This window comes from Streptomyces asoensis, from assembly GCF_013085465.1.
Lineage (GTDB): Bacteria > Actinomycetota > Actinomycetes > Streptomycetales > Streptomycetaceae > Streptomyces > Streptomyces cacaoi_A.
In genome coordinates this window covers 8,605,851-8,626,573 of the sequence record NZ_CP049838.1, presented here as the reverse complement: position 1 = coordinate 8,626,573, position 20,723 = coordinate 8,605,851, and the positions used below count along the sequence as shown (strand labels likewise).

17 protein-coding genes are annotated in these 20,723 nt (G+C 71.9%); 8 read left to right on the top strand and 9 right to left on the bottom strand.

Features of this window, described 5'->3' with window-relative positions; all coding sequences use genetic code 11:
- Positions 1-21: 21 nt before the first annotated feature.
- The 3 genes from G9272_RS38430 to G9272_RS38420 form a co-directional block, all read right to left on the bottom strand.
- Positions 22-1,044: an LLM class flavin-dependent oxidoreductase gene (locus G9272_RS38430; RefSeq protein ID WP_171400828.1), complete on the bottom strand. Its 1,023-nt coding sequence runs from the start codon at positions 1,042-1,044 to the stop codon at positions 22-24.
- Positions 989-2,293, bottom strand: a complete 1,305-nt coding sequence (locus tag G9272_RS38425) for a 3-deoxy-7-phosphoheptulonate synthase (protein WP_171400827.1) — start codon at positions 2,291-2,293, stop codon at positions 989-991. The genes G9272_RS38430 and G9272_RS38425 overlap by 56 nt, the downstream gene beginning before the upstream one ends.
- Before the next feature lie 125 nt (positions 2,294-2,418).
- A complete protein-coding gene (locus G9272_RS38420) occupies positions 2,419-2,871 on the bottom strand; it encodes a type II 3-dehydroquinate dehydratase (RefSeq protein ID WP_171400826.1) in 453 nt (150 codons plus the stop codon).
- 397 nt (positions 2,872-3,268) lie between these two features.
- Here G9272_RS38420 and G9272_RS38415 point away from each other — a divergent pair, with 397 nt between their 5' ends.
- On the top strand, positions 3,269-4,684 hold the full coding sequence (locus G9272_RS38415) for a helix-turn-helix transcriptional regulator (RefSeq protein WP_171400825.1): 1,416 nt from the start codon (positions 3,269-3,271) through the stop codon (positions 4,682-4,684).
- 122 nt (positions 4,685-4,806) lie between these two features.
- Here the strand turns inward: G9272_RS38415 and G9272_RS38410 are convergent, their stop codons facing one another.
- On the bottom strand, positions 4,807-6,042 hold the full coding sequence (locus tag G9272_RS38410) for a CaiB/BaiF CoA transferase family protein (protein ID WP_171400824.1): 1,236 nt from the start codon (positions 6,040-6,042) through the stop codon (positions 4,807-4,809).
- Between the two features lie 6 nt (positions 6,043-6,048).
- Positions 6,049-7,278, bottom strand: coding sequence for a cytochrome P450 (locus G9272_RS38405; protein WP_171400823.1), 1,230 nt, complete (start codon positions 7,276-7,278; stop codon positions 6,049-6,051).
- A 417-nt stretch (positions 7,279-7,695) separates the two neighbouring features.
- Between G9272_RS38405 and G9272_RS38400 the strand changes: the two genes are divergently transcribed.
- From G9272_RS38400 to G9272_RS38385, 4 genes are read left to right on the top strand one after another with little or no spacing between them, the layout of a single operon-like run.
- The gene (locus tag G9272_RS38400) at positions 7,696-8,856 is read left to right on the top strand and encodes a DegT/DnrJ/EryC1/StrS family aminotransferase (RefSeq protein WP_171400822.1); all 1,161 of its coding nucleotides are present in this window, start codon (positions 7,696-7,698) and stop codon (positions 8,854-8,856) included.
- Complete coding sequence (locus G9272_RS38395) at positions 8,853-9,941, top strand: Gfo/Idh/MocA family protein (RefSeq protein WP_171400821.1); 1,089 nt, start codon at positions 8,853-8,855, stop codon at positions 9,939-9,941. The genes G9272_RS38400 and G9272_RS38395 overlap by 4 nt, the downstream gene beginning before the upstream one ends.
- Positions 9,938-10,603 carry an HAD-IA family hydrolase gene (locus G9272_RS38390; protein WP_171400820.1) on the top strand — a complete coding sequence of 222 codons (666 nt, stop codon included), beginning with the start codon at positions 9,938-9,940 and terminating at the stop codon, positions 10,601-10,603. Before G9272_RS38395 ends, G9272_RS38390 begins: the two co-directional genes overlap by 4 nt.
- The gene (locus G9272_RS38385; RefSeq protein ID WP_171400819.1) at positions 10,600-11,571 is read left to right on the top strand and encodes an ROK family protein; all 972 of its coding nucleotides are present in this window, start codon (positions 10,600-10,602) and stop codon (positions 11,569-11,571) included. Before G9272_RS38390 ends, G9272_RS38385 begins: the two co-directional genes overlap by 4 nt.
- Before the next feature lie 35 nt (positions 11,572-11,606).
- Here the strand turns inward: G9272_RS38385 and G9272_RS38380 are convergent, their stop codons facing one another.
- The gene (locus G9272_RS38380) at positions 11,607-12,884 is read right to left on the bottom strand and encodes a helix-turn-helix transcriptional regulator (protein WP_171400818.1); all 1,278 of its coding nucleotides are present in this window, start codon (positions 12,882-12,884) and stop codon (positions 11,607-11,609) included.
- Positions 12,885-13,516: 632 nt separating this feature from the next.
- On the opposite strand from G9272_RS38380, the gene G9272_RS38375 reads away from it, so the two are divergent.
- Positions 13,517-15,124 carry a bifunctional 3-(3-hydroxy-phenyl)propionate/3-hydroxycinnamic acid hydroxylase MhpA gene (locus G9272_RS38375; RefSeq protein WP_171400817.1) on the top strand — a complete coding sequence of 536 codons (1,608 nt, stop codon included), beginning with the start codon at positions 13,517-13,519 and terminating at the stop codon, positions 15,122-15,124.
- Positions 15,125-15,276: 152 nt separating this feature from the next.
- On the opposite strand, the gene G9272_RS38370 is transcribed toward G9272_RS38375, so the two are convergent.
- Positions 15,277-16,473: a cytochrome P450 gene (locus tag G9272_RS38370; RefSeq protein WP_171400816.1), complete on the bottom strand. Its 1,197-nt coding sequence runs from the start codon at positions 16,471-16,473 to the stop codon at positions 15,277-15,279.
- Positions 16,474-16,660: 187 nt separating this feature from the next.
- Between G9272_RS38370 and G9272_RS38365 the strand changes: the two genes are divergently transcribed.
- A complete protein-coding gene (locus tag G9272_RS38365) occupies positions 16,661-17,683 on the top strand; it encodes an NADPH:quinone reductase (protein WP_171400815.1) in 1,023 nt (340 codons plus the stop codon).
- 68 nt (positions 17,684-17,751) lie between these two features.
- Here the strand turns inward: G9272_RS38365 and G9272_RS38360 are convergent, their stop codons facing one another.
- The gene (locus G9272_RS38360) at positions 17,752-18,753 is read right to left on the bottom strand and encodes an acetamidase/formamidase family protein (RefSeq protein ID WP_171400814.1); all 1,002 of its coding nucleotides are present in this window, start codon (positions 18,751-18,753) and stop codon (positions 17,752-17,754) included.
- 207 nt (positions 18,754-18,960) lie between these two features.
- Here G9272_RS38360 and G9272_RS38355 point away from each other — a divergent pair, with 207 nt between their 5' ends.
- Positions 18,961-19,581 carry an NADPH-dependent FMN reductase gene (locus G9272_RS38355; protein WP_216377852.1) on the top strand — a complete coding sequence of 207 codons (621 nt, stop codon included), beginning with the start codon at positions 18,961-18,963 and terminating at the stop codon, positions 19,579-19,581.
- Between the two features lie 72 nt (positions 19,582-19,653).
- Here the strand turns inward: G9272_RS38355 and G9272_RS38350 are convergent, their stop codons facing one another.
- Complete coding sequence (locus G9272_RS38350; protein ID WP_171400813.1) at positions 19,654-20,703, bottom strand: 3-dehydroquinate synthase family protein; 1,050 nt, start codon at positions 20,701-20,703, stop codon at positions 19,654-19,656.
- Between the last annotated feature and the right edge of the window lie 20 nt (positions 20,704-20,723).

The window sequence follows — 20,723 nt, the reverse complement described above, 5'->3', positions numbered from 1 at the left end:
GGTTGGTAGTCGTCGGGTGGGTCAGCGGGTCAACTTGCGTACGGCGGGGAGCACTTCGGCGCCGAGGATCTCGATGATCTCGGCGACCCGCGCGAAGGACATCCCACCGAGGTCGATCTGGGCGAGCAGCCGGTCGTGGCCGAACAGCTCGTGCTGCCGGCCGATCCGGTCCACGATCTGCTGCGGGCTGCCGAGCAGCAGCGCGCCGTCCTCGCCCCGCTGGAGGTCGAACATCTCGCGCTGCCCCTGGAGCCGGCCCCGCGAGTGGTGCGCGGCGTACGCGGCCCAGTGGGCGTAGAAGCGGTCCACCTCGGCGGGGTTGTTCGCGACGTGGAGGTAGTTCGTGGTGGCCACCGGCAGTTCCGCCGGGTCGTGCCCCGCCTTCTCCGCCGCGGCCCGGTACACGGTGAACGTCTCCGTGAAGCGGGAGAGGGCACCGCCGGTGGCGCCGACGAGGATGGGCACGCCGAGCGATCCGGCCCGCGTCGCGCTCCCCCGGTTTCCGCCGACGCCGACCCAGACGGGCAGCGGGTAGCGGTTGGCGCGGGGCACGACCCCGGCGCTGGTGAGCGGCGCACGGTGGCTGCCCGACCAGCTGACCCAGGGCTGGGCGACGATCTTGCGCAGCAGCTCGAAGTGGTCGGTGAACAGGCTGTCGTAGTCGTCGAGTTCGTAGCCGAACAGCTCGAAGGGCTCGGGGAACGCGCCGCGGCCCACGGTGATCTCGGTCCGGCCCCCGGAGATCAGGTCCACGGTGGCGAAGTCCTCGTACACCCTCACCGGGTCGAGGACCCCGATCAGCGTCGTCGCGCTGGTGAGCTTGATGCGCGTGGTGGCCTGGGCGATCGCGGCGAGCACGACGGCGGGTGAGGACACCGCGTAGTTCGGATGGTGGTGCTCTCCGACGGCGAAGACGTCCAGGCCCGCCTCGTCGGCGAGCACGGCGGCGCGCACGATGTCGGAGATCCGCCTGCCGACGGGCGCGACGTCACCGGTCGCCGGATCCGGGGTGAGGTCGGCGAGGCTGATCAGTCCAAGTTCCATGCGGACATCCTGTCAGGACGCCCGTGGCAGTGGCAGGCCGCTCATCGGCGCGTGGTGCGGAGCGGATCAGTTCCGCCAGGAGCGTGGCCACTTCCATCGCCTGACGGGTGTTCAGCCGGGGTTCGCACGCGGTCTCGTAACGGTGCGGCAGGTCCGCCTCGCCGACGCCCGCGCCCAGGCACTCGGTGACGTCGTCCCCGGTCAGCTCCAGGTGGGCGCCGCCGGGGTGGGTGCCGAGCCGCCGGTGCACCTCGAAGTACCCGGCGAGTTCGTCGAGGACGTGGTCGACGCGCCGGGTCTTGTGACCGGTCGGCGCGACGAAGGTGTTGCCGTGCATGGGGTCGCACTGCCAGACCACCTGGTGTCCCTGCGTGGTCACCTTCTCGACGATCGGGGGGAGCACGTCGCGCACCCGCCGGTGCCCCATCCGGCTCACCAACGTCAGCCGGCCCGGCACTCCGTCCGGGTCCAACCGCCGTACGTACTCGACCGCTTCCTCCGGAGTGGTCGTGGGACCCAGCTTCACTCCGACGGGGTTGGCCAGCACCTCGGCGAACCCGATGTGGGCGCCGTCGAGCCGGCGCGTCCGCTCGCCGATCCACAGGAAGTGCCCCGAGCCGCTGTAGGGACGGCGGTCTCCGGGCGGCCCCGGCCGCAGCAGCGCGCACTCGTAGTCGAGCACCAGCGCCTCGTGGCCGGTGAAGACCTCGCCGCCGGTCCAGGCCCGCACGAAGTTCATCGCGACCCCCGCGGCGGCATGGGCCCGGAGCATCCGGTCCGGGTCGGGCATCCGCTCCGCCGAGGTCGCGGCGAGGCCGTTGACCATGTCACCGCGGTAGACGGGCAGCCCGTGGGCGTCCACCGCGGCGGAGCGGGGCTTGGCGTACTGCCCGGCCATCCGGGCCAGCCGGACCACGGGCAGGCCGCCCGCGCGGGTGAGCACGGCGGCCATCCGGGCCAACAGGTCGAGGTTCCCGCGCAGATGCGACTCGGTGTTGCCGGCGAAGGTCTCGGCGCAGTCCCCGCCCTGGAGAACGAAGGCCTCACCGCGCGCCACCTCCGCGAGCCGGGCCGTGAGGCGGTCGGCCTCGGCGGGCAGGACCAGCGGCGGCGCCGTACGCAGCACCTCGCGCACGGCCCGTACGCCGGCCGGATCCGGCCAGTCGGGCTGTTGCGCCGTGGGCCGGGCGACCGCGTCCGCGACCGGCAGCGGGGCCGGGCCGGTACCCGACAGACCCAGGTGCATCATCGGCGCTGCGGGGGCAGGACGTCGTGCGGTGTCACGGTCGTCGGTCGTCCGTGGCGGGGATTCCGGGCGCCCGGCGGCGGGAAGCCGGCCGTGGCCCGTTCGGCGGTCATCACGGTCCGCCGGGTTCACGACTGCCCGGCGCCGGCTTCGCACAGCTGCACGAGCGCCCGTGCGGCCAGCCGGTAGCCGAATGCACCGAGGCCGACGACGACGCCGGAGGCGAGCGGTGCGAGAACGGATTCGTGCCGGAACTGTTCCCGGGCCCAGACGTTCGTCAGGTGCACCTCGATCCACGGGGGATCGTAGGCCGCCAGCGCATCCCTGAGGCTCCAGCCGGCGATCATCAGGGCACCGGGGTTCACGATGGCGCCGACGGTCGTGGAACGGTGCTCGTGCACGGCCCGCACCAGCTCGCCCTCCCCCTCCCGCTGGACCGAAATCACTTCCCAGCCCACTTCCGCCACTTCGACCGCAACCATTTTCTCAATATCACCGAGGGTTTCCCGGCCATACAATTCCGGCTCACGTTCGCCAAGAATTCCAAGATTCGGTCCGTTCAGCAAAAGAATGGCGCTCATACCCACCCCTCCGTGCGGCGGAATCCGGCCGTCGGACACCATCACGACCCGGTCCGCCAGGCTCGTCCACCCCCACTCACACCACAACCGCACGACTTGACAGTCCTGAACACCGGCGAACGGATCTCCGAATCAGCCCAGTTCAATGGCCTGCCCAGGCCGCACCTCGCGCAAACATGCGACAGTCGCACATCTCACCGAACCCCTCACGGGCCGCAAGTCAAACAAGAGCCGGCAAAAGATTCGTCAACTCTCCTGTGGCATGAAATCACTCTTCTGGGATCGAATTACTGCCCAAAAATGGCCACCGTTGACAACCGCAAGAAGCCGACCATACGCTCACTCGAGCATGTCGGATTTCGTATTGCATAGGCGGGGGTCTGCTTTGCAAAACAGCATGTTAGCCGAGTGCCACACTCCCCACACGACGGTATCTCCACTGAAATGCACGACATCCTCGTGCCGTACCGCCCCCTTCGTCTCGTCGGCCCGGCGCTCCTGGCGCGACGGCCGACTGGACGACGGCATCGGTGGCGCCGAACAGGCGCTGCACGACGGCTGCACGGCGGCCAGTCCCTGCCGCGCGGAAGCCGCGTTCGTCCTGGGCCTCCTGCTGGCGCAGGTGCGAAGGACGGACCAGGCACAGGCCGTACTGGGAACCGTCGACGAACTCGTCCGGGCGCGCGGCGACGACCAGTTGACCGCGACCGCGACCCTCGTCCGGTCCGAAGTCGTCCTCGCCACCGGTGACTTCGGGAACGCGGCCAAACTCGCCACCGCCGGACTCGGGGAGGCCAAGCGGTCCGGCCTCAAGGCCTGGACACCGCTCGGACACTTCGTGCTGGCGCAGTCCGCACTGCGCCAGGGGCATCTGTCCACGGCCGTCCGCTACGCGCAGAAGCTGAAGGAAGACACCGTCTTCCAACGGGAGATGCTCCCTGTCGGCCAGGCCGCCTGGGCCGTGATCCAGATCGCCGAGGCCAAGACGGGCCGACGCAACGCCGTGCCGCTGGGAGCCGAGTTGCTCGCCGCGGACACGGCCGTACGCCAACTCTCGATCGCCGAACCCGCGGCGCTGCCCTGGCTCGTTCGGCTCATGATGAACTGCGGCCGCAGACAGCTGGCGGCACACGGCGTTCGGATCTGTCAGCAACTGGCCGCCGAGAATCCGCACTTCAGCTCGTTGCAGGCAGCAGCAGCCCACGCCGCCGGACTGCACGACGAGGACCTCGGCAAGCTCCGGCTCGCCGCCGAGTCGCACGTCGACCCCTGGGCGAAGGCGTCGGCCAACGAAGACATCGCTTTCATGCTCGCCCGCGGTGCCGACGACCGGACCGCCCCGGCGCGCGACCTCCGGCAGGCGCTGGCCACCTACACGCAGACCGGAGCGTGGCGGGACGCCTCACGCGTCGAGTCCCAGCTGCACCACAGCACCGCGGACGCCGCAGTGGTGGGCCGGCATCAGCGAAGGCGGGAGATCCCGGAACTGACCGACACCGAGTACGCCGTCGCGCATCTGGTCGCCCAGGGCTTCACCAACGGGCAGACCGCGGGCCGGCTCTTCCTGTCGCCGCACACCATCGCGTTCCACCTGCGCAAGATCTTCCGCAAGCTGGGCGTGGAGTCCCGCGTGCAACTGGCCAGCGCGTGGAACGACCTGGCCGTCCGGCAGACGGGAACACGCGAGCACAACGACGAGCGCCGTCACGACGGGCCGGCCCCGGCCGTGCTCGTGGCAGAGGCATCCCTGCGACGGGGAGAGACAGCGCCGCTGCCCTGGGTGGCGGCGGCGCAGCGCACCGCGCACAGATGATCCCGGGTGGCGCCGCTCCCGGTGACCGGGGCGAACGGCAGGTCCCCCGGGCCGGCGGGCGGCCGCGTCGCCGGTGAGGCGCTCCGCCACGCCGACCGTGCGCACCCGGACCGGTCCCCGGCTCAGGCCAGGGAGGTCTCCGGCACACAGGAGACGGCACCGCAGCGCCGCAGGCCGACGATGTCAGCGGCGGAGTAGCCCAGCTCGCGCAGCACCGGCGCGGTGTGCTCGCCGAGTGCCGGGACCGGCCCCATCGGCAGCTCCACGCCTTCGACGGTGAACGGCGGCAGCAGTCCGAGTACGGTGCCGCCGGGGGTCTCCACCGGACGCCAGCGGCGGCGCGCGGCCAGCTGCGGATGATCCAGCAGGTCACCGACCCCGTTGACGCGGGCCGACGCGATGCCGATGGCGTCCAGGCAGGCCACGAGCCGGTCCGCGGACGTCGCCGAGGTGTGCTCGGCGACCAGCGCGTCCACCGCCTCACGGTGCTGCACCCGGGCCACGTTCGTCGCCCAGGCCGGGTCGGTCGCGAGGTCGGGCCGGCCCAGGAACTCCGCGGCGAACCTCGCCCACTCCCGGTCGTTCTGCACTCCGATGACCACGTCCGCGCCGTCGGCCGTGGGAAACGCGTCGTAGGGCGCCACGCTGGGATGCGACAGGCCCATGCGACCGGGCGAACGTCCGGTCCCCTGGGCGTGGTAGATCTGGTAACCCATCCACTCGCTCGTCGCCTCCAGCATCGAGATCTCCAGCGCGGCGCCCTCACCCCCCACCCCCCGCCCCACCAGGGCGGCGAGGGTCGCGGACAGGGCGTACATGCCCGCCGCGATGTCGGCGGCGGGGATGCCCGCCTTCGCCGGGTGGTCGGCCGCCCCGGTCACCGAGACCAGGGCCGCCTCGCACTGGATGAGCATGTCGTAGGCCCGCTTGTCCCGGTAGGGGCCGGTGCTTCCGTACCCCGACATGTCGACGGTCACCAGTCGCGGGTGCCGGGCCCTCAGCTCGGTGGCCCCGAAGCCCAGGCGCACGGCCGCGCCCGGGGCGAGGTTCTGCACGAAAACGTCGGCGGTGGCGACGAGCTCGGCCAGGACCTGGCGCCCGCCGGGCGACTTCAGGTCGAGCGTCACCGATTCCTTGCCCCGGTTGAGCCAGACGAAATGACTGGCCAGTCCGCCCACGCTGGTGTCGTAGCTCCGCGCGAAGTCACCGCCGTCCGGGCGTTCCACCTTGATCACGCGGGCGCCGAGGTCGGCCATGTGACGGGTGGCCAGCGGCGCAGCCACCGCCTGCTCCACGGCGACCACGGTGATGCCCGCGAGCGGCAGGCCGGTGCCCGCGAGCGGTCGCGTCCGGGGCATCCCGCGTCACCGCCCCTGGGGCGTGAGCGCCACCGGCAGGGAACTCATGCCGTGCAGGATGCTCGAGTAGATCCACTCCTCGGGGCCGGTCTGCTCGGCCGAGGACACCAGGGTGCGCAGGGCGCCGAGCACCTCCTCCACCTCGATCCGCGCCAGGTTGTGTCCCAGGCAGATGTGCGAGCCGAAGGCGAACGTCAGATGCTTGTTCGGGGAGCGGTCCAGGGTGAAACGGTCCGGGTCCGGGAACACCTCGGCGTCGCGGTTGGCCGAGGAGGTCCACACGGTGACGATGTCGCCCTCCTTGATCAGCCGGCCGTTCACCTCGGTGTCGGCGGTGGCCGTCCGGCCGCTGTGCAGCGACGGCACGGTCCAGCGCAGTACCTCGTCGGCGGCGGTCGTGAGGTCGGCCGTGCCGTCCTTGAGCGCCCGCCACTGCTCCGGGTGCTCGATCAGCGCCTTCAGGCCGCTGGAGATCGCGTGCCGTCCGGTCTCGTCGCCGCCGATGATCAACCCGTAGCAGTTGGCCATCAGGTCGCGGTCGCTGATCGGGTCACCGTCGATACGGCAGTTGGCCAGCAGGCTGATCACGTCGTCGCCGTCGTCGCCGCGCCGCGCCGCTGCCACATCGGAGAAGTACAGCAGGAGTTCGCTCTTCGCCTGCCAGGTCGCCTCCGGGGAGGCGTCGGCCTCGTCGGAGCTCCAGGCGTGCGAGGTGCGGTCCAGCAGGTACCGGTGGTCGTTCTCCGGCACGCCCAGGAGGTCACAGATGGCGCCCAGCGGGATGCTCGCCGACACCTCGCGGACGAAGTCGCACTCGCCCTTCTCCAGGGCGACGGCGAGGAGGTCGTCGATACTGCGGCGCAGGCTGTGGCGGATGCGTGCGAGCGTCTTCGGCGCGAACGCGGAGTTGAGGACGTTGCGCAGCCGGGTGTGCTTCGGGCCGTCGGTGACCGCGAGCATGGATCCTGCCGCCGGGTCCCCTCCGATCAGGAGGTTCTCCAGGGCGTTCCCGCGCTCGGTGGTGAAGTGCTCCTTGTCACGGTAGACGGCCATCGCGTCGGCGTAGCGGCTGAGCACCCAGAAGCCTGGACGGTCCTCCCGCGGGGGCTGCCAGTGGAACGGCCGCTGCGCGCGCAGATGACGCCACACCTCGGTGAGGTCCCGCTCGGCATGCAGCCGGGGGTCGGCGAAGTCCAGGGAGTCGAGCTCATCGGGGCTGACGACGGGGCGGGTCATGATCCGGGCCCTTCCGCGACGGGGGTGAGAGATCGGCAGCCTCCGCGCGCCGCCGGGCCGGTGGCCCGTCCCGGCGCGGGATTCCGCTGCCCGCCCGCCACCGTAGGCTCGCGGCGGACGCCCCGGCATCCTTCACACGGGTAGTGCGCGCTCCCCCTCGAGGCCGCAGTACGGGTGGTCCGCGCCCCGCCGCGGTGGTCCCCCGGCCGGGTACTACCAGGTCGTGCGATGCGACGGCCGCGACCGGCTGCCTACCGTGAAGCGACACTCGATCACCTCGCCTATGGATGCCCTGCCGAATGCTCCGGGGCGGTCCGCGAGACGGCGCAGGACATGGACCCTCTCCACGGTGGACGGCCGAGGCTGCTCGGAGGGAACCCACCGTTGCGGGCGGGAGACAAGAGGAGAGTAGCCAGCATGAAGCCCCGGCCCGCACCGACCTTCCCGGCCTGGCCCCAGTTCGACGACACCGAACGCGAGGCTCTCGAACGTGCGCTGGCACAGGGCCAGTGGTGGCGCATGGGAGGCGGTGAAGTGACCTCCTTCGAGGAGGAGTTCGCCGAGTACCACGGTGCCCGATACACGCTGGCCGTCACCAACGGAACGCATGCGCTGGAGCTCGCCCTCCAGACCATGGGCGTCGGCCCGGGCGACGAGGTGATCGTGCCCGCGTTCACCTTCATCTCGTCCTCGCAGGCGGTACAGCGGCTCGGCGCGGTCAGCGTGCCCGTGGACGTGGACCCCGGGACGTACTGCATCGACGTCGCCGCGGCGGCCGCGGCCATCACCCCGCGCACCAAGGTGATCATGCCCGTGCACATGGCCGGGCTGATGGCGGACATGGACGGGCTGGAGAAGCTGGCCGCCGACGCCGGCGTGGCGCTGCTCCAGGACGCGGCGCACGCGCACGGAGCGCGGTGGCGTGGCCGGCGGGTCGGGGAACTGGGGTCGATCGCCGCGTTCAGCTTCCAGAACGGCAAGCTGATGACCGCCGGCGAAGGCGGCGCCCTCGTCTTCCCCGACGAGGAGACGTACGAAAGGGCGTTCCTGCGGCACTCCTGCGGCCGCCCCCGCACCGACCGCCACTACCTGCACCAGGTGGCCGGCACCAACATGCGGCTCAACGAGTTCTCGGCCGCGGTGCTGCGCGCCCAACTCGCCCGGCTGGACGGTCAGATCACGGTCCGTGAGGAGCGGTGGCCGGTGCTGTCCGCGCTGCTGGCCGACATTCCCGGCGTCCAGCCGCAGGCCGACGACGACCGCACCGACCGCAACCCCCACTACATGGCCATGTTCCGGCTGCCCGGCTGGTCCGAGGAGCGGCGCAACGCCCTGGTGGACCGGCTGGTGGAGGCGGGGCTCCCGGCGTTCGCGGCGTTCCGCGCGGTCTACCGGACCGACGCCTTCTGGGAGGCCAACGCCCCGGACGAAACGGTGGACGAGGTGGCCGCGCGGTGCCCGAACGCCGAGGCCATCAGCGCGGACTGCGTCTGGCTGCACCACCGGACGCTGCTCGGCTCCGTACCGGCGCTGACGGACGCCGCCGCCATCGTGGCCGAGCTGGTGCGCGCCGGATGACCGTACGTACGTTCCTGGTCGGACTCGGCTGGTCCGGTCAGGAGATCTGGCTTCCCCGGCTGCTGGCCCACGCCGGCTACGACGTCGTGGCCGGCGCCGACCCCGATCCGGCGCGCCGCGCCGCGTTCACCGCCACGACCGGACGCCCGGCGTTCGCGGATCCCGGCGCGTTCGACACCGGGCAGGCCGACCTCGCCGTCGTCGCCGTCCCCAACCACGCCCATGCCCCGGTAGCCCGGGACCTCCTGCTGCGCGGGCTGGCCACGTTCGTGGAGAAGCCGGTGTGTCTCTCCGCCGGCGAGGCCGAACTCCTCGCCGACGCGGAACGGCGGGGCGGCGCACCCCTGCTGGCGGGCAGCGCCTTCCGGCACCGGGCCGACGTCGCCGAACTGGCCCGGCTGGTCCCGGCACTCGGCCGTGTCCGCAATGTCGACCTGTCCTGGATCCGGGCCCGCGGGGTGCCGCAGGCCAAGGGCTGGTTCACCAACCGCTCGCAGGCGGGCGGCGGGGTCCTGTTCGACCTGGGCTGGCACCTCCTCGACGTACTCGACGCGGTGGTCGGCCCGTTGACGTTCGATCAGATCGCGGCGGTCACCACGGACGACCATGTGAACGACGCCGGCTGGGCGGCGGCCTGGCGCCACGACCCGCCGGCCCCGGACGTCACCGCCGACGTCGAGGACACCGTGCGCGCCTTCCTGGCGGCCGAGGGCGGCCTTTCCGTCGGGCTCCGGGCCAGCTGGGCCTCGCACGGCGCGACGCACGACGTCACCACGATCCGGGTCGAGGGCACCGCCGGAACCGCGACCCTGCGCTGCACCTTCGGGTTCAGCCCCCATCGCGTACAGCGGCCCGGGATCACCCTTGTCCGGGCGGGAGAGAGCAGCGACATCCCGGTGCCCGTCGAACCGATCGGCGCCGAGTACGACCGTCAGCTCTCCACGCTGAGCACGCTGCCCTCGTACCGGGGCCGGGCGATCGAGGGCGCCCACCGAATCGTCATGGCCATCGAAGCGATCTACGCTGCCGCGGCCACGTCCCTGGTGCCGGCCGGGCCGGCCGAGTTCAAGGCAGGTGAGAGATGACGACCGTCGCACCACGCAGCGCGGTGATCTTCGACCTCGACGGCGTCCTGGTCGACAGCCACGAGGTGATGGGCAGGGCCTTCACCGCCGCGTACGCCGAGGTGGTCGGTGACGGCCCCGCTCCGTTCGCGGAGTACCAGCGGTACCAGGGCCTGTACTTTCCGGAGATCATGCGCATCATGGGCCTCCCGCCGGAGATGGAGGAGCCGTTCGTCCGCGAGAGCTACCGGCTGGCCGACCAGGTCCCGGTGATCGACGGGATCGTGGACCTGCTGGAGACCTTGCGGGCCCGCGGGCTGAGGCTCGCCGTGGCCACCGGGAAGGCCGGGGTGCGGGCCCGCTCGCTGCTGGAGACCCTGCACCTCGTCACGTTCTTCGACCATGTGATCGGATCCGACGAGGTCGCGCGCCCCAAACCGGCGCCGGACATCGTGCTCCGGGCCCTGCGGCTGCTCGACGCCCGGGCCGAGGAGACGATCATGGTGGGGGACGCTCCCGCGGACGTCCACAGCGCCCGGGGCGCGGGCGTCACCTCCGCCGGGGCAACATGGGCGACGGTCGACGAGGACGGTCTGCTGGATGCCGGGCCCGACCTGGTCCTGAAGTCTCCCGCGGATCTGCTGGCCTGGTGTCCTCCGGGTCCGGTCGGCGGCCTGGGATGAACCCGCCTTCCGCGGCTGCCGGCTCCCGGAGGCCGGCGGCCTGGCTCGGTATGGACATCGGCGGCACCAAGGTGGCCCTGCGTGCGGAGACCCCGGGCGGGGAGGTCCGTGAGCGCGTCGCGCGCTGGCACGGCCGCGGTGTCGCCGCTGACATGGCCCGGCTGGCCACCGAGGTCGGCCTGTTGCACCGGGAGGTTCCGGGCGGGTTCGCCGCCGTGGGCATCGCGCTGCCCGCCACCGTCGGCCCGGACGACCGCGTGATGGTCTGGCCGAGCCGACCCGAGTGGATCGGCCTGGACGTCCGCTGCGCGATGGCAGAGCTGTTCCCGGACACGCCTCTCGGCTGGGCCGACGACGGAGACCTGGCCGCGCTGGCGGAGGCGGAGGCGACCGGCTGCGCCGACGTGCTGTACGTCGGGGTCGGGACCGGCATCGGAGGGGGCCTCGCCTCCGGCGCCGGCCCGCTCCCCGGCCTCGGCCGCGGCTCCTTCGAACTCGGTCATGTGGTGACCGACCCGGACGGTCCGCCCTGCCGGTGCGGCCGGCAGGGCTGTCTCCAGTCCACCGCTTCCGGCCCTGCCACACTGGCCCGGGCGAGCCTGCTGCACGGCGCCGACGTGACGTACCGGCGGTTGCGGGAGGGCCTCGAGCACCAGGAGCCGTGGGCCGTACAGGCCGTGGACCGCACCTGTCACCGGATCGCGCTCGCAGTCACCGGCGTCCGGGAGCTGATGCACCCTGGACTGGTGGTCGTGGGAGGCGGATTCGCCGCCGGGCTGCCCGGCTTCGTCGACATGGTGGCGCACCATGTGCACGCCCTGGCCCGACCGGGTGTGCCCGCGCCACCGGTCCGGGCATCGTGCCGGGGCGGGCTCACGTCGCTGTACGGAGCCGTGGCCCTCGCCCGCGTCCTGGGGCGGGATCCGGCGCGTACCGCCGCCCTGGCGAGCCGTGTTCCACCGGGCTGAGCAGGGCGGGCGCGCGAGCGCGGAGCGAGCGCCCGTCAGGTCCGGCTGTAGCTCGGTACGGGCGTGACGTCGACGGCCGCCGGGCCGACGGGGCCGGTGTCGAGTTCGTTCCAGCTGACGGCCAGTTCGAGCCGGGACTTGATCCCGACCTTCTGGAACACCTTGCGCAGGTGGAAGGCGACGGTGTGCCGGGACAGGAACAGCTGTTCCGCCGTCTCGCCGTTGGTCAGTCCTTGGGAGACCAGCTTCGCCACGGCGTACTCCGTGTCGGTCAGTCCCCGGACGCCGCTGCGCGGCCGGCACCGTTCACGGGAGCGTGGGCTGGCGTTGATGCTCCGCAACCGGCTCATGACCCGCGACGAGTCGCGCAGCGATCCCATCCGGGTGTAGGCGTGCATCGCGCGCTCGAAGTGCCCCGCCGCCTCAGGAGATTCCTCCCGACCTTCGCAGAGCCGGACGCCGATGTCCTCCAGCACCGAGGCGCGTGCCCATGGATCGGTGTGGGACTCCGCGGCACGCCGCAGCTTGTCGAGGTCGCCCTCCAGCAGTGCGGCGGCGTGCAGGACGGCGGCGCCGACCGAGGCGACGTCCGGGTTCTCGGCGGCGAGCCGCTCGGCGAAACCGACTCCCGCACGCGCAGGACCGAGCTCGCCGACCCGGAGCAGCAGCCGGACCAGCCAGGGCACCGCCGCGGGTTCCGCCACCAGCAGGCGGCGGGTGAAGGTCTCGGACTCGAGCAGTTCCCGGGCGAGGGCCGCGGCCTTGTCACGCCCCTTGCCCGCCTCGCCGACCTGCACGACGGCCCACGCGGACTGTCCGATCGGGAACATCTCCCGGGCGAACATCGCGTCCTCCTCGAGCTTGCCGCTGTAGTGCAGCGCGGCGGAGATGTCGCCCCGGCGCAGAGTCGTCGTGGCAAGCACCAGGTTCCCGATCGGGGTCCAGGCGGTCTGGCCGGTCTCGGCCGCGAGGCGCAGGCCCTGTTCGGCGAGCGCGGCGGCGTCCGCGTAGTCACCGGCGGCAAGCGCCACCTTCGCCCCCACGAGCATGGAACTCGCGACGAGTTGGGGGTCGTCCTGCACTTCCGGCGACGCGAGGAGCCGGCTCTGGAGGTCCGCTGCCTCTTCCACGTGGCGGATGCCCACCAGGAACAGTGTCAGCAGCAGACCCGCGTAGACGGAACAGCACCTGTCGCAGCGGTCGCAGTCCGCCTCGACCGCCTCTTCGGCAAGGGCTATGGCACCCCTGAGGCTGCCGAGCTGCCAGCGCTCGTGGGCGCGGGTCAGGATTCCGGCGGTGACGCAGTCGGGCACGACGCAGGCCGGCAGTGTCGATTCTTCACAGGCATCCAGTTCACGTGCTTGCCCGACCATGGATTCCCCCAGTTCGACGAACGATGCGGTGGGACCGGCGCCCGCTGTCGACGCCGCGTCAAGACCGGCCGGACCGCGATCGGTTCCTTGTGGGAAGACCCTGCGGAGCCACCGGTGAGGTGCTGTGCGCAGCGCTCCGTCGCATGCGCACACAAAGGTGTGGTGAATCGATTCGGCCGGCCGACCCGCAGCGGCTGTGGCCTGAACGCCGGAGCGGGACAGCAGGTCGGGCACATTTCCCCGTGCGGCTGCGCCCGGGTCAGGGCTCGGCGACCGCCCGGTCTGTGTCACCGCTCACAGCGGCAGGCCCCGAAGGGCTTCACTGCGCACCGCGTCGGGGGCAGGAGCGGCTTCCATGGCTTCTCGACGTCATCCCCCCCGTTGTCGGTGCGCGCACCGACCTCGTGCGCCGCCGTCAGGCTACGCCGACCGCGGCAGCACCAGCATCCCCCAGCCTGACAGTCGTACGATCACCTCCCTCGTCGGGCCTTGACAACGCCACGCAGGCCGCCGGTAGCGTTCCGAAGCCGTTGCCCGCCGCATCACCTGTCGCGGTACGGAGGCCTCTGGACATGCCCGGCACCCCGCATCAGCCCGAACCCCTTCCGGACACCCCCGGCACAGACGTCATCGTCGTCGGCCAGGGCCCGGTGGGCGCCGTACTCGCCCTCCTGCTGGCCGACCGCGGCCATCGGGTGTGCGTCATCGAGCGCCGGCCGGAACCCTATCCGCTGCCCCGCGCGACGAGTTTCGACGGGGAGACCGCACGCCTGCTCGCGGCCACCGGTATCGGCGACGACCTGGCCCGAATCTCCGAGCCGGCGACCGGCTACCAGTGGCGTGGCGCGAGTGACCGGCCCCTGCTCGACATCGCGTTCAGCCGCACCGGCCGGTACGGCTGGCCGGACGCCAACACGATGCACCAGCCGGCGCTCGAAGAGCTGCTCGCGAAACGGCTGGCGACGCTCCCGCGCGTCCGGACGCACGTGGGCCACCGCGTGGTGGACATCACCCGGACGCCCTCGGGCGTCACGGCGACCGCGGTCACCGAGGACGGCGCGACGCGCACGTTCACCGCCCGGTACCTGGTGGGCTGCGACGGCGCCAACAGCTTCGTGCGCGAACACATCGGCGTGTCGGTCACCGACCTCGGCTTCTCCTACGAGTGGCTGCTCTGTGACGTCCGGCTCGACACGCCCCGCGAGTTCGTCCCGACGAACGTGCAGTTGTGCGACCCGGCACGCCCCACGACGATGGTCGGCAGCGGGCCGGGGCGCCGCCGCTGGGAGTTCATGCGCCTGCCGGGCGAGAGCGCCGCGGAGCTGGACACCACGGAGGCCGCATGGCGCCTGCTCGCCCCGCACGGGGTCACTCCGGCCACGGCCACGCTGTTGCGCAACACCACCTACCAGTTCCGCGCCATGTGGGCCGACCAGTGGCGTTCGGGCCGGGTCTTCCTCGCCGGGGACGCCGCCCACCTGATGCCTCCGTTCGCCGGACAGGGCATGTGCGCCGGCATCCGGGACGTCGTCAACCTCGCCTGGAAGCTCGACCTGGTGCTGACGGACCGGGCGCCGGACCGGCTGCTCGACACCTACACGCTGGAACGCCGCCTCCAGGCCAAGGCGTCGATCACCGCTTCGGTCAAGCTGGGCCGGGTGATCTGTGTGACCGACCCGGCGGCGGCCGCCGACCGGGACGCTGCGATCCTGGCCAACGGCGGTGGCCGCAGGCAACAAGGCCCACCCGCCGCCGAGCCTCTGACGAAGGGGCTGCTGCGGCCGGCCGCGGGCGGGTGCGGTGGCGCGGGCGAAGTCCTGATCGCCGGCACGGTGGAGGCCGACGGCGTGCGTGGCCGTTTCGATCAACTCATCGGCACCGGCTTCGTCCTGATCACCACGGAGGACCCGGCCGGGCTGAGCGACGCACACGGGGCGTTCCTGGCCGGTCTCGGGACCCGCGTGGTACGTCTGGCGCCGCCCGGCTCACCGGCCGGGCCCGGCGAGGTACGGGACGTCGACGGCGTCTACCACGCGTGTCTCGAACGACTCGGCGCGGCGAACGTCCTGGTCCGCCCCGACCACCACGTGTTCGGCACTGCCGGGCCGGGTGGTGCCACCGCTCTCGTCGACGAACTGCGCGCACAGCTGCTGGGCGCCCCGGTCGCGCGAGCTCAGTGACCGGGCCCGGCCGGCAGTGAACGGACGGGGTCCCTGCCCGAGAACCCGTGACGGCCGTGTTCACGGCCCGGGGGCATCACGGTGCGGGACCAGGCACGCCGAACGCCCGGCTCGGGTCCACCGGCCGGGCGTTGTGCGGGTCGGACGTCGGACTACCAGCGCACGGGCAGCCTCTGCACGCTCAGCACGGGTGTACGGGCCCGCAGCGGGATGTCCTCCAGCGGCGCGTCCAGGGCCAGCCCCGGCAGCCCCCGTACGAGCGTCTCCAGCGCGGTGCCCAGCACGGCGCGCCCGAGGCGCTGGCCGACGCACGCGTGGGCGCCGTAGCCGAACGCGATGTGTCCGGAGGCGTCCTCCCTGCCCAGGTCCAGGTGCGCGGGGCAGCCGAACTGAGCCGGGTCGCGGTTCGCCGCCGGCAGCGAGACGGTCACCGTGTCTCCCTTGCGGACCAGTTCGCCGTGCAGGCGCGTGTCCTCCAGCGCCGTGCGGAAGATCTGATACTGGTTCACGGTGGTGTGGCGCAGCAGTTCTTCGACCGCCGGGCCGGTGCCCTTGCCCGATTCCGCCGCAGCGCGGAAGGCCGCGAGCTGCTCGCCGTGGTGGAGCAGAGCAAGTGCCGCGGCCGCCACGGCTCCCTCACAGGTGGCGAAACCGGCAACGAACACCACCAGCAGCATGTTGGTGATCTCACGGTCGGAGAGTCCGTCGACCGCCGTCAGCCGTCCCAGGACGTCGTCCCCGGGCGAGGTCCTGGCCCGCTCGACCAGGTCACGGGTGAGGAAGAACGCCCGCTTCTCGGCGGCGAACTCGTCCTCCAGCGGGACGTCGTCGTCATTGGCGGTGTCTGCCAGCGCGGCCAGCGTGGGGGTGTCCTCGTAGGGAACGCCGACGACCTCGGAGAGCACCCGCAGCACCAGCGGCCGGATGTAGGCGGGCAGCAGGTCGGCGGGCGAGCCCTGGGCGCGCAGGGCGTCGAGTTGTCCGGCCGCGATCTCCTCGATGCGCGGGGCGAGTTCGGCCATCCGGCGCGTGCCGAACTCGGCGGTGAGCATGCCGCGGTAGCGCGTGTGCTCGGGCGGGTCCATGTGGATGAACATGCCCGGGATGATCGGCATGGAGGAGAACGGCTCCCCCTTCTTCAGCATCGGGAAGTGCGCCGAATGGAAGTTGTGGCTGAACGCGGGGCTGCTCAGCACCTCCTTGGCCACCTCCAGCCCGGTGGCCAGCCAGCCGACGTGCCCGTCCGGGTAGAGCATGCGGGACAACGGCGCCGCCGCGGTCAGGACCGTCGGCGGGGCGAAGTGGTCGGTCCGGTCCACGAGTTGCTGGTGGGTGATGGGCGCTGCCATACGACATCCTCCTCGAGCCGGGCAGAACCGGCGGACCGGAACGACGTTAGTGATCCCCGGGCGTCCCGCCATCCCTCACCTTGACAGGCATCACGGGAAGCGCTGTGCCGCCGGAGCTGCGGCGGTTAGCCTCGCGGCCGTGGGACGGCTTCCGGTTCCACAGCGGCTCGCTGTCGAAGGAGTGCCAGTGAAGGCGATCCTCTATTCGTCGGTCGGTAACCGGGATGTCCTCCGACTGGTCGACCGGCCGGTGCCGGAGCCGGGTCCCGGCGAGGTCCGGGTCCGGGTGGCGATCTCGGGGGTGAATGCCACCGACTGGAAGTGCCGTCGGTTCGGTCATGTCGACGGACGCCTGATGTACCCCGAGGTGATCCCCCATCACGACGGCAGCGGCGTGATCGAGGCCGTCGGCCCCGACGTCGCCGCGGAGCGCGTGGGGCAGCGGGTGTGGATGTGGGAGTCGGCCTGGCGGCGTCCGCAGGGCACCGCCGCCGAGTTCGTGGTGCTGCCGTCCCGTCAGGCGGTGCAACTGCCGCCGGGCGCCTCGCTGGAACTGGGAGCGAGCATCGGGCTGCCCGCGCTGGCGGCGCACCGGTGTCTGACCTCGGCGCAGCAGGCGCCGGCCCGGCTCGGGCCGGACGCGCTGGCCGGGCACACCGTACTGGTGGCGGGCGGCGCGGGCGTCGTCGGCCACGCGGCGATCCAGCTCGCGACGTGGAGCGGCGCGACGGTGATCGCGACGGTCGGCACCCCGGAGAAGGAGAAGCTGGCGCGCGCCGCGGGCGCCGGGCATGTGGTGCACCACCGGTCGGACAGCGCCGCGGCGGACATCCGCGCGATCGCGCCCGCGGGGGTGAGCCTGATCACCGAGGTGGCGCCGTCCGCGAACCTCGATCTCGATGTCGAGGTACTCGCCCCGGGCGGCACGGTCGCCGCCTACGGGACGGAGGGCGACGGCGAAGTCCGACTGCCCACCCGGCTGCTGATGGGCCGGAACCTGCGCTACCAGTTCGTGCTGGCGCTGACGCTGTCGCCCGAGGAGAAGGACGCCGCCGTGGCGGACGTCGCCGCGGCGGTCGCGGACGGAGCCCTGACCGTGGGCGAGGACGCGGGGCTGCCGCTCCACCGCTACCCGCTCGACCGCACCGGCGACGCCCATGACGCGGTCGAGGGCGGGGTGACCGGCAAGGTTCTGATCGACCTCGGCTGAGAGGCGACCCTCATCGCCCGGGCGGCTGCCGGTCGGCGGCCCCGCCCACCGGCAGCCCTACGGGCCCGTCAGCTGTCCGGGCGCAGCCACCGGTCGACACGCGCCCGCAGCTCCGCCGGGAAGATGTCCTTCGGCAGCAGGCCGTGCACGCCCTTCGGCGGTCCGTCGAGGCCGACGTGCGGGGCGCCGCGCTGGTCGGCGTACTGGGTGACGCGGAAGCTCGCCGAGATGCTGCACAGCGCGTACGCCTCGGCGGCACCGACGCCGGTCGCGACGCCGACCCAGCTGATCATGCCGCGGACGCAGTCGATCAGGGCGTCGTCGAGGTTGTCGGCGAAGCCGAAGCCGATCCAGTGGGTGTCGGTCTCGGCCAACGGTCGGGTCAGTCCGACGCCCCGGTGCAGGTCGTAGCGCATCCGCAGCTCCTCCGCAGTGGATTTGATCGCCGTCTGGTCCACGAGGCCGTCCCCCTGGAGGGCGTGCACGTCGCCCACCCAGATCCGGCCGCCGGGCTTGACCACCGGCAGGAACAGCGAGGAGCCGACCGTGAGTTCGCGCAGCGACAGGTTCCCGCCGTAGGCGCCGGCCGGAAGCGCGCTGACCGGGTCGTCACCGGCGGGCTCGACCGCGACGATGCCGAGGAACGGCGCCAGGGCGAAGGAGATCCCGTGCACGTAGTCGGCGCGGGTCCGCGTCTCGTCGAAGCGGAAGTAGTGCGTGTACGGCTCGTCGAAGTCGTGCGGGAGCGCCCCCGCACCGGTCGGGAAGACGTTGCACCCCCAGTCCGCGAGCCGCAGCCGCACCGGCCGGCATTCGATCACGTCTCCGGGCTGAGAACCGGCCATTTCCACCGGCCCGATCAGCTGGAAGGGGCAACCCGGATACTGCTCCCGCAGGCGTGCGCGCTCGGCGAACGACATGCCGAATTTCATCTCGTTCTGCCAATTCGTCCAAGTATTCGGGTAGTCGACCTCGTCACCGGATTCGATCGTGGCGGCGGGCGGCGCCTTTGGGTCGAGGACTCCAGAACGCACCGTTTTGTGCGTGGATTCCACCGTATACGTCGTCATGCCGACTGAAGGTAGACAGCGAACTGCCGCCCCAGCAAGGCCTCGTGGCCCATGGAGCCAAGAACTACCAACCTGACGGATGGCCGCGCGAGGGGCGCCGGACGGACCATGTAAAGGGCTCACCATTAAGGCCAAAAAGGATCCACTACCGGGCAGGCGGGCTGTTACGGTGACGCGATTCGAAAAACACAACAGGGAGCTTTTTCGTTGCGTATTCTCGCCATTTCCGGGTCACTGCGTCAGGACTCGTTCAACACGCGGCTACTGCGTGCACTGCCCCCGCTGGCACCCGAGGGAATGGAGATCGAACTCTTCGACGGCCTGGGTGAGGTGCCCCTCTACGACCAGGACCTCGACGTCGCGGACCCCCCGAAGCCGGTACACCGACTGCGCACGGCGATCGCCGAGGCGGACGGCCTGATCATCGCAAGTCCGGAGTACAACGGATCCATTCCGGGGGTGCTCAAGAACGCCATCGACTGGGCCTCTCGTCCAATGGTCAGGTCCGCTCTGCTGGCGAAATGCGTCGTCACCATGGTGGCCACGCCCGGCGTCGGCCTCGGCCGCAACGCCCTCAGCGATCTGGGCCGTGTGCTGCACGACTGCCACGCGTTCGTGGTCAGCGGCCCGTGGGTGCACCTCAGCGAGGCCCCGGCGAAGATGGAGGACGTCCAGGACGAGGACGGCGAGGTCACGACCGTTCTCACGGATCCGAGGACCCGCCGACTCGTGGACATCCAGCTCACCTCCCTCCAGCAGGCCATCAAGGAGGAGGCCGGGCGGCACGCGGTCACCCCGTTGATGTCGTTCATCCAGCCCCGGCAGTGAGCGGTCCGCACGGCTGACCGCCGTATCCGCCCGAAGGGGGCTCCCGATGTGCCGGGAGCCCCCTTCGGTGTGTCAGGCCCGCGCGGTCTCGCGCAGCAGCTCCGCGAGCGGCCGCCGCGGCATACGCTCCAGAACCCGCGCCACGACGTCCTCGGCGACGTCGGCGACCCGCTCCGCTCCCGCCGGGCCGTCCAGGACGAAGGACAGCCCGTTCACCGCCTTCTTGTCCCGGCGCATCACCCGGATCAGTTCCTCGGTGGCGAGCCCGGCCGGCAGGGCGGTGGGCAGGCCGTAGTGCTCCACCACGGCCTGGTGCTCGGCCACCCGGTCCGGGGTGATCCGGCCCAGTTCTCCGGCGAGCATGCCCACGAACACCGTGCCGACGGCCACGGCTTCACCGTGCCGCAGGGCGAAACCGTTGGTCACCTCCAGCGCGTGCCCCAGGGTGTGGCCGTAGTTGAGGATGTGCCGGAGGCCGCTGTCGCGCTCGTCCTGCTCGACGATCCTCGCCTTCAGGGTCACGCTCGCGGCGATCTGCTCGGCGAGCGGCAGGCCGCGCAGGTCGTCGGCGCCGATGAAGTGGCACCGGGCGATCTCGCCGAGCCCGTTGCGCAGCTCCCGCCGGGGCAGCGTGGTGAGGTAGTCGGTGTCGCACAGCACGGCGCTGGGCTGCCAGTAGGCACCCACGAGGTTCTTTCCCCCGGGCAGGTTCACCGCGGTCTTCCCGCCGACGCTCGCATCGACCTGGGCGAGCAGGGACGTCGGCAGGTGCACCACCGGCACACCCCGGTGGTAGAGCGCCGCGGCGAGCCCCACCACGTCCGTGGTGGTGCCCCCGCCGCAGGAGACGACCGCGTCCCGCCGGGTCAGCCCGAACGCGGTGAACTCCCGGCAGAGCATCTCCACGGTGGCCAGGGTCTTGTCCGGCTCCCCGTCCCGGGCCGCGAGCACCAGCGTCTCGACGCCCGTCTCGGGCACCCACTCGCGCGGCCGGGCCGAGACCACGACGGTCCGGGCCACGCCCAGTCCGTGCAGCACGGACGCCAGCCGGGTACGCACGCCGGGGCCGATGAGCACGTCGTACGACCGGGCGCCGAGACGCACCGGAACTCGCTCGACCATGGTGTTCCCCCTCCGATTCA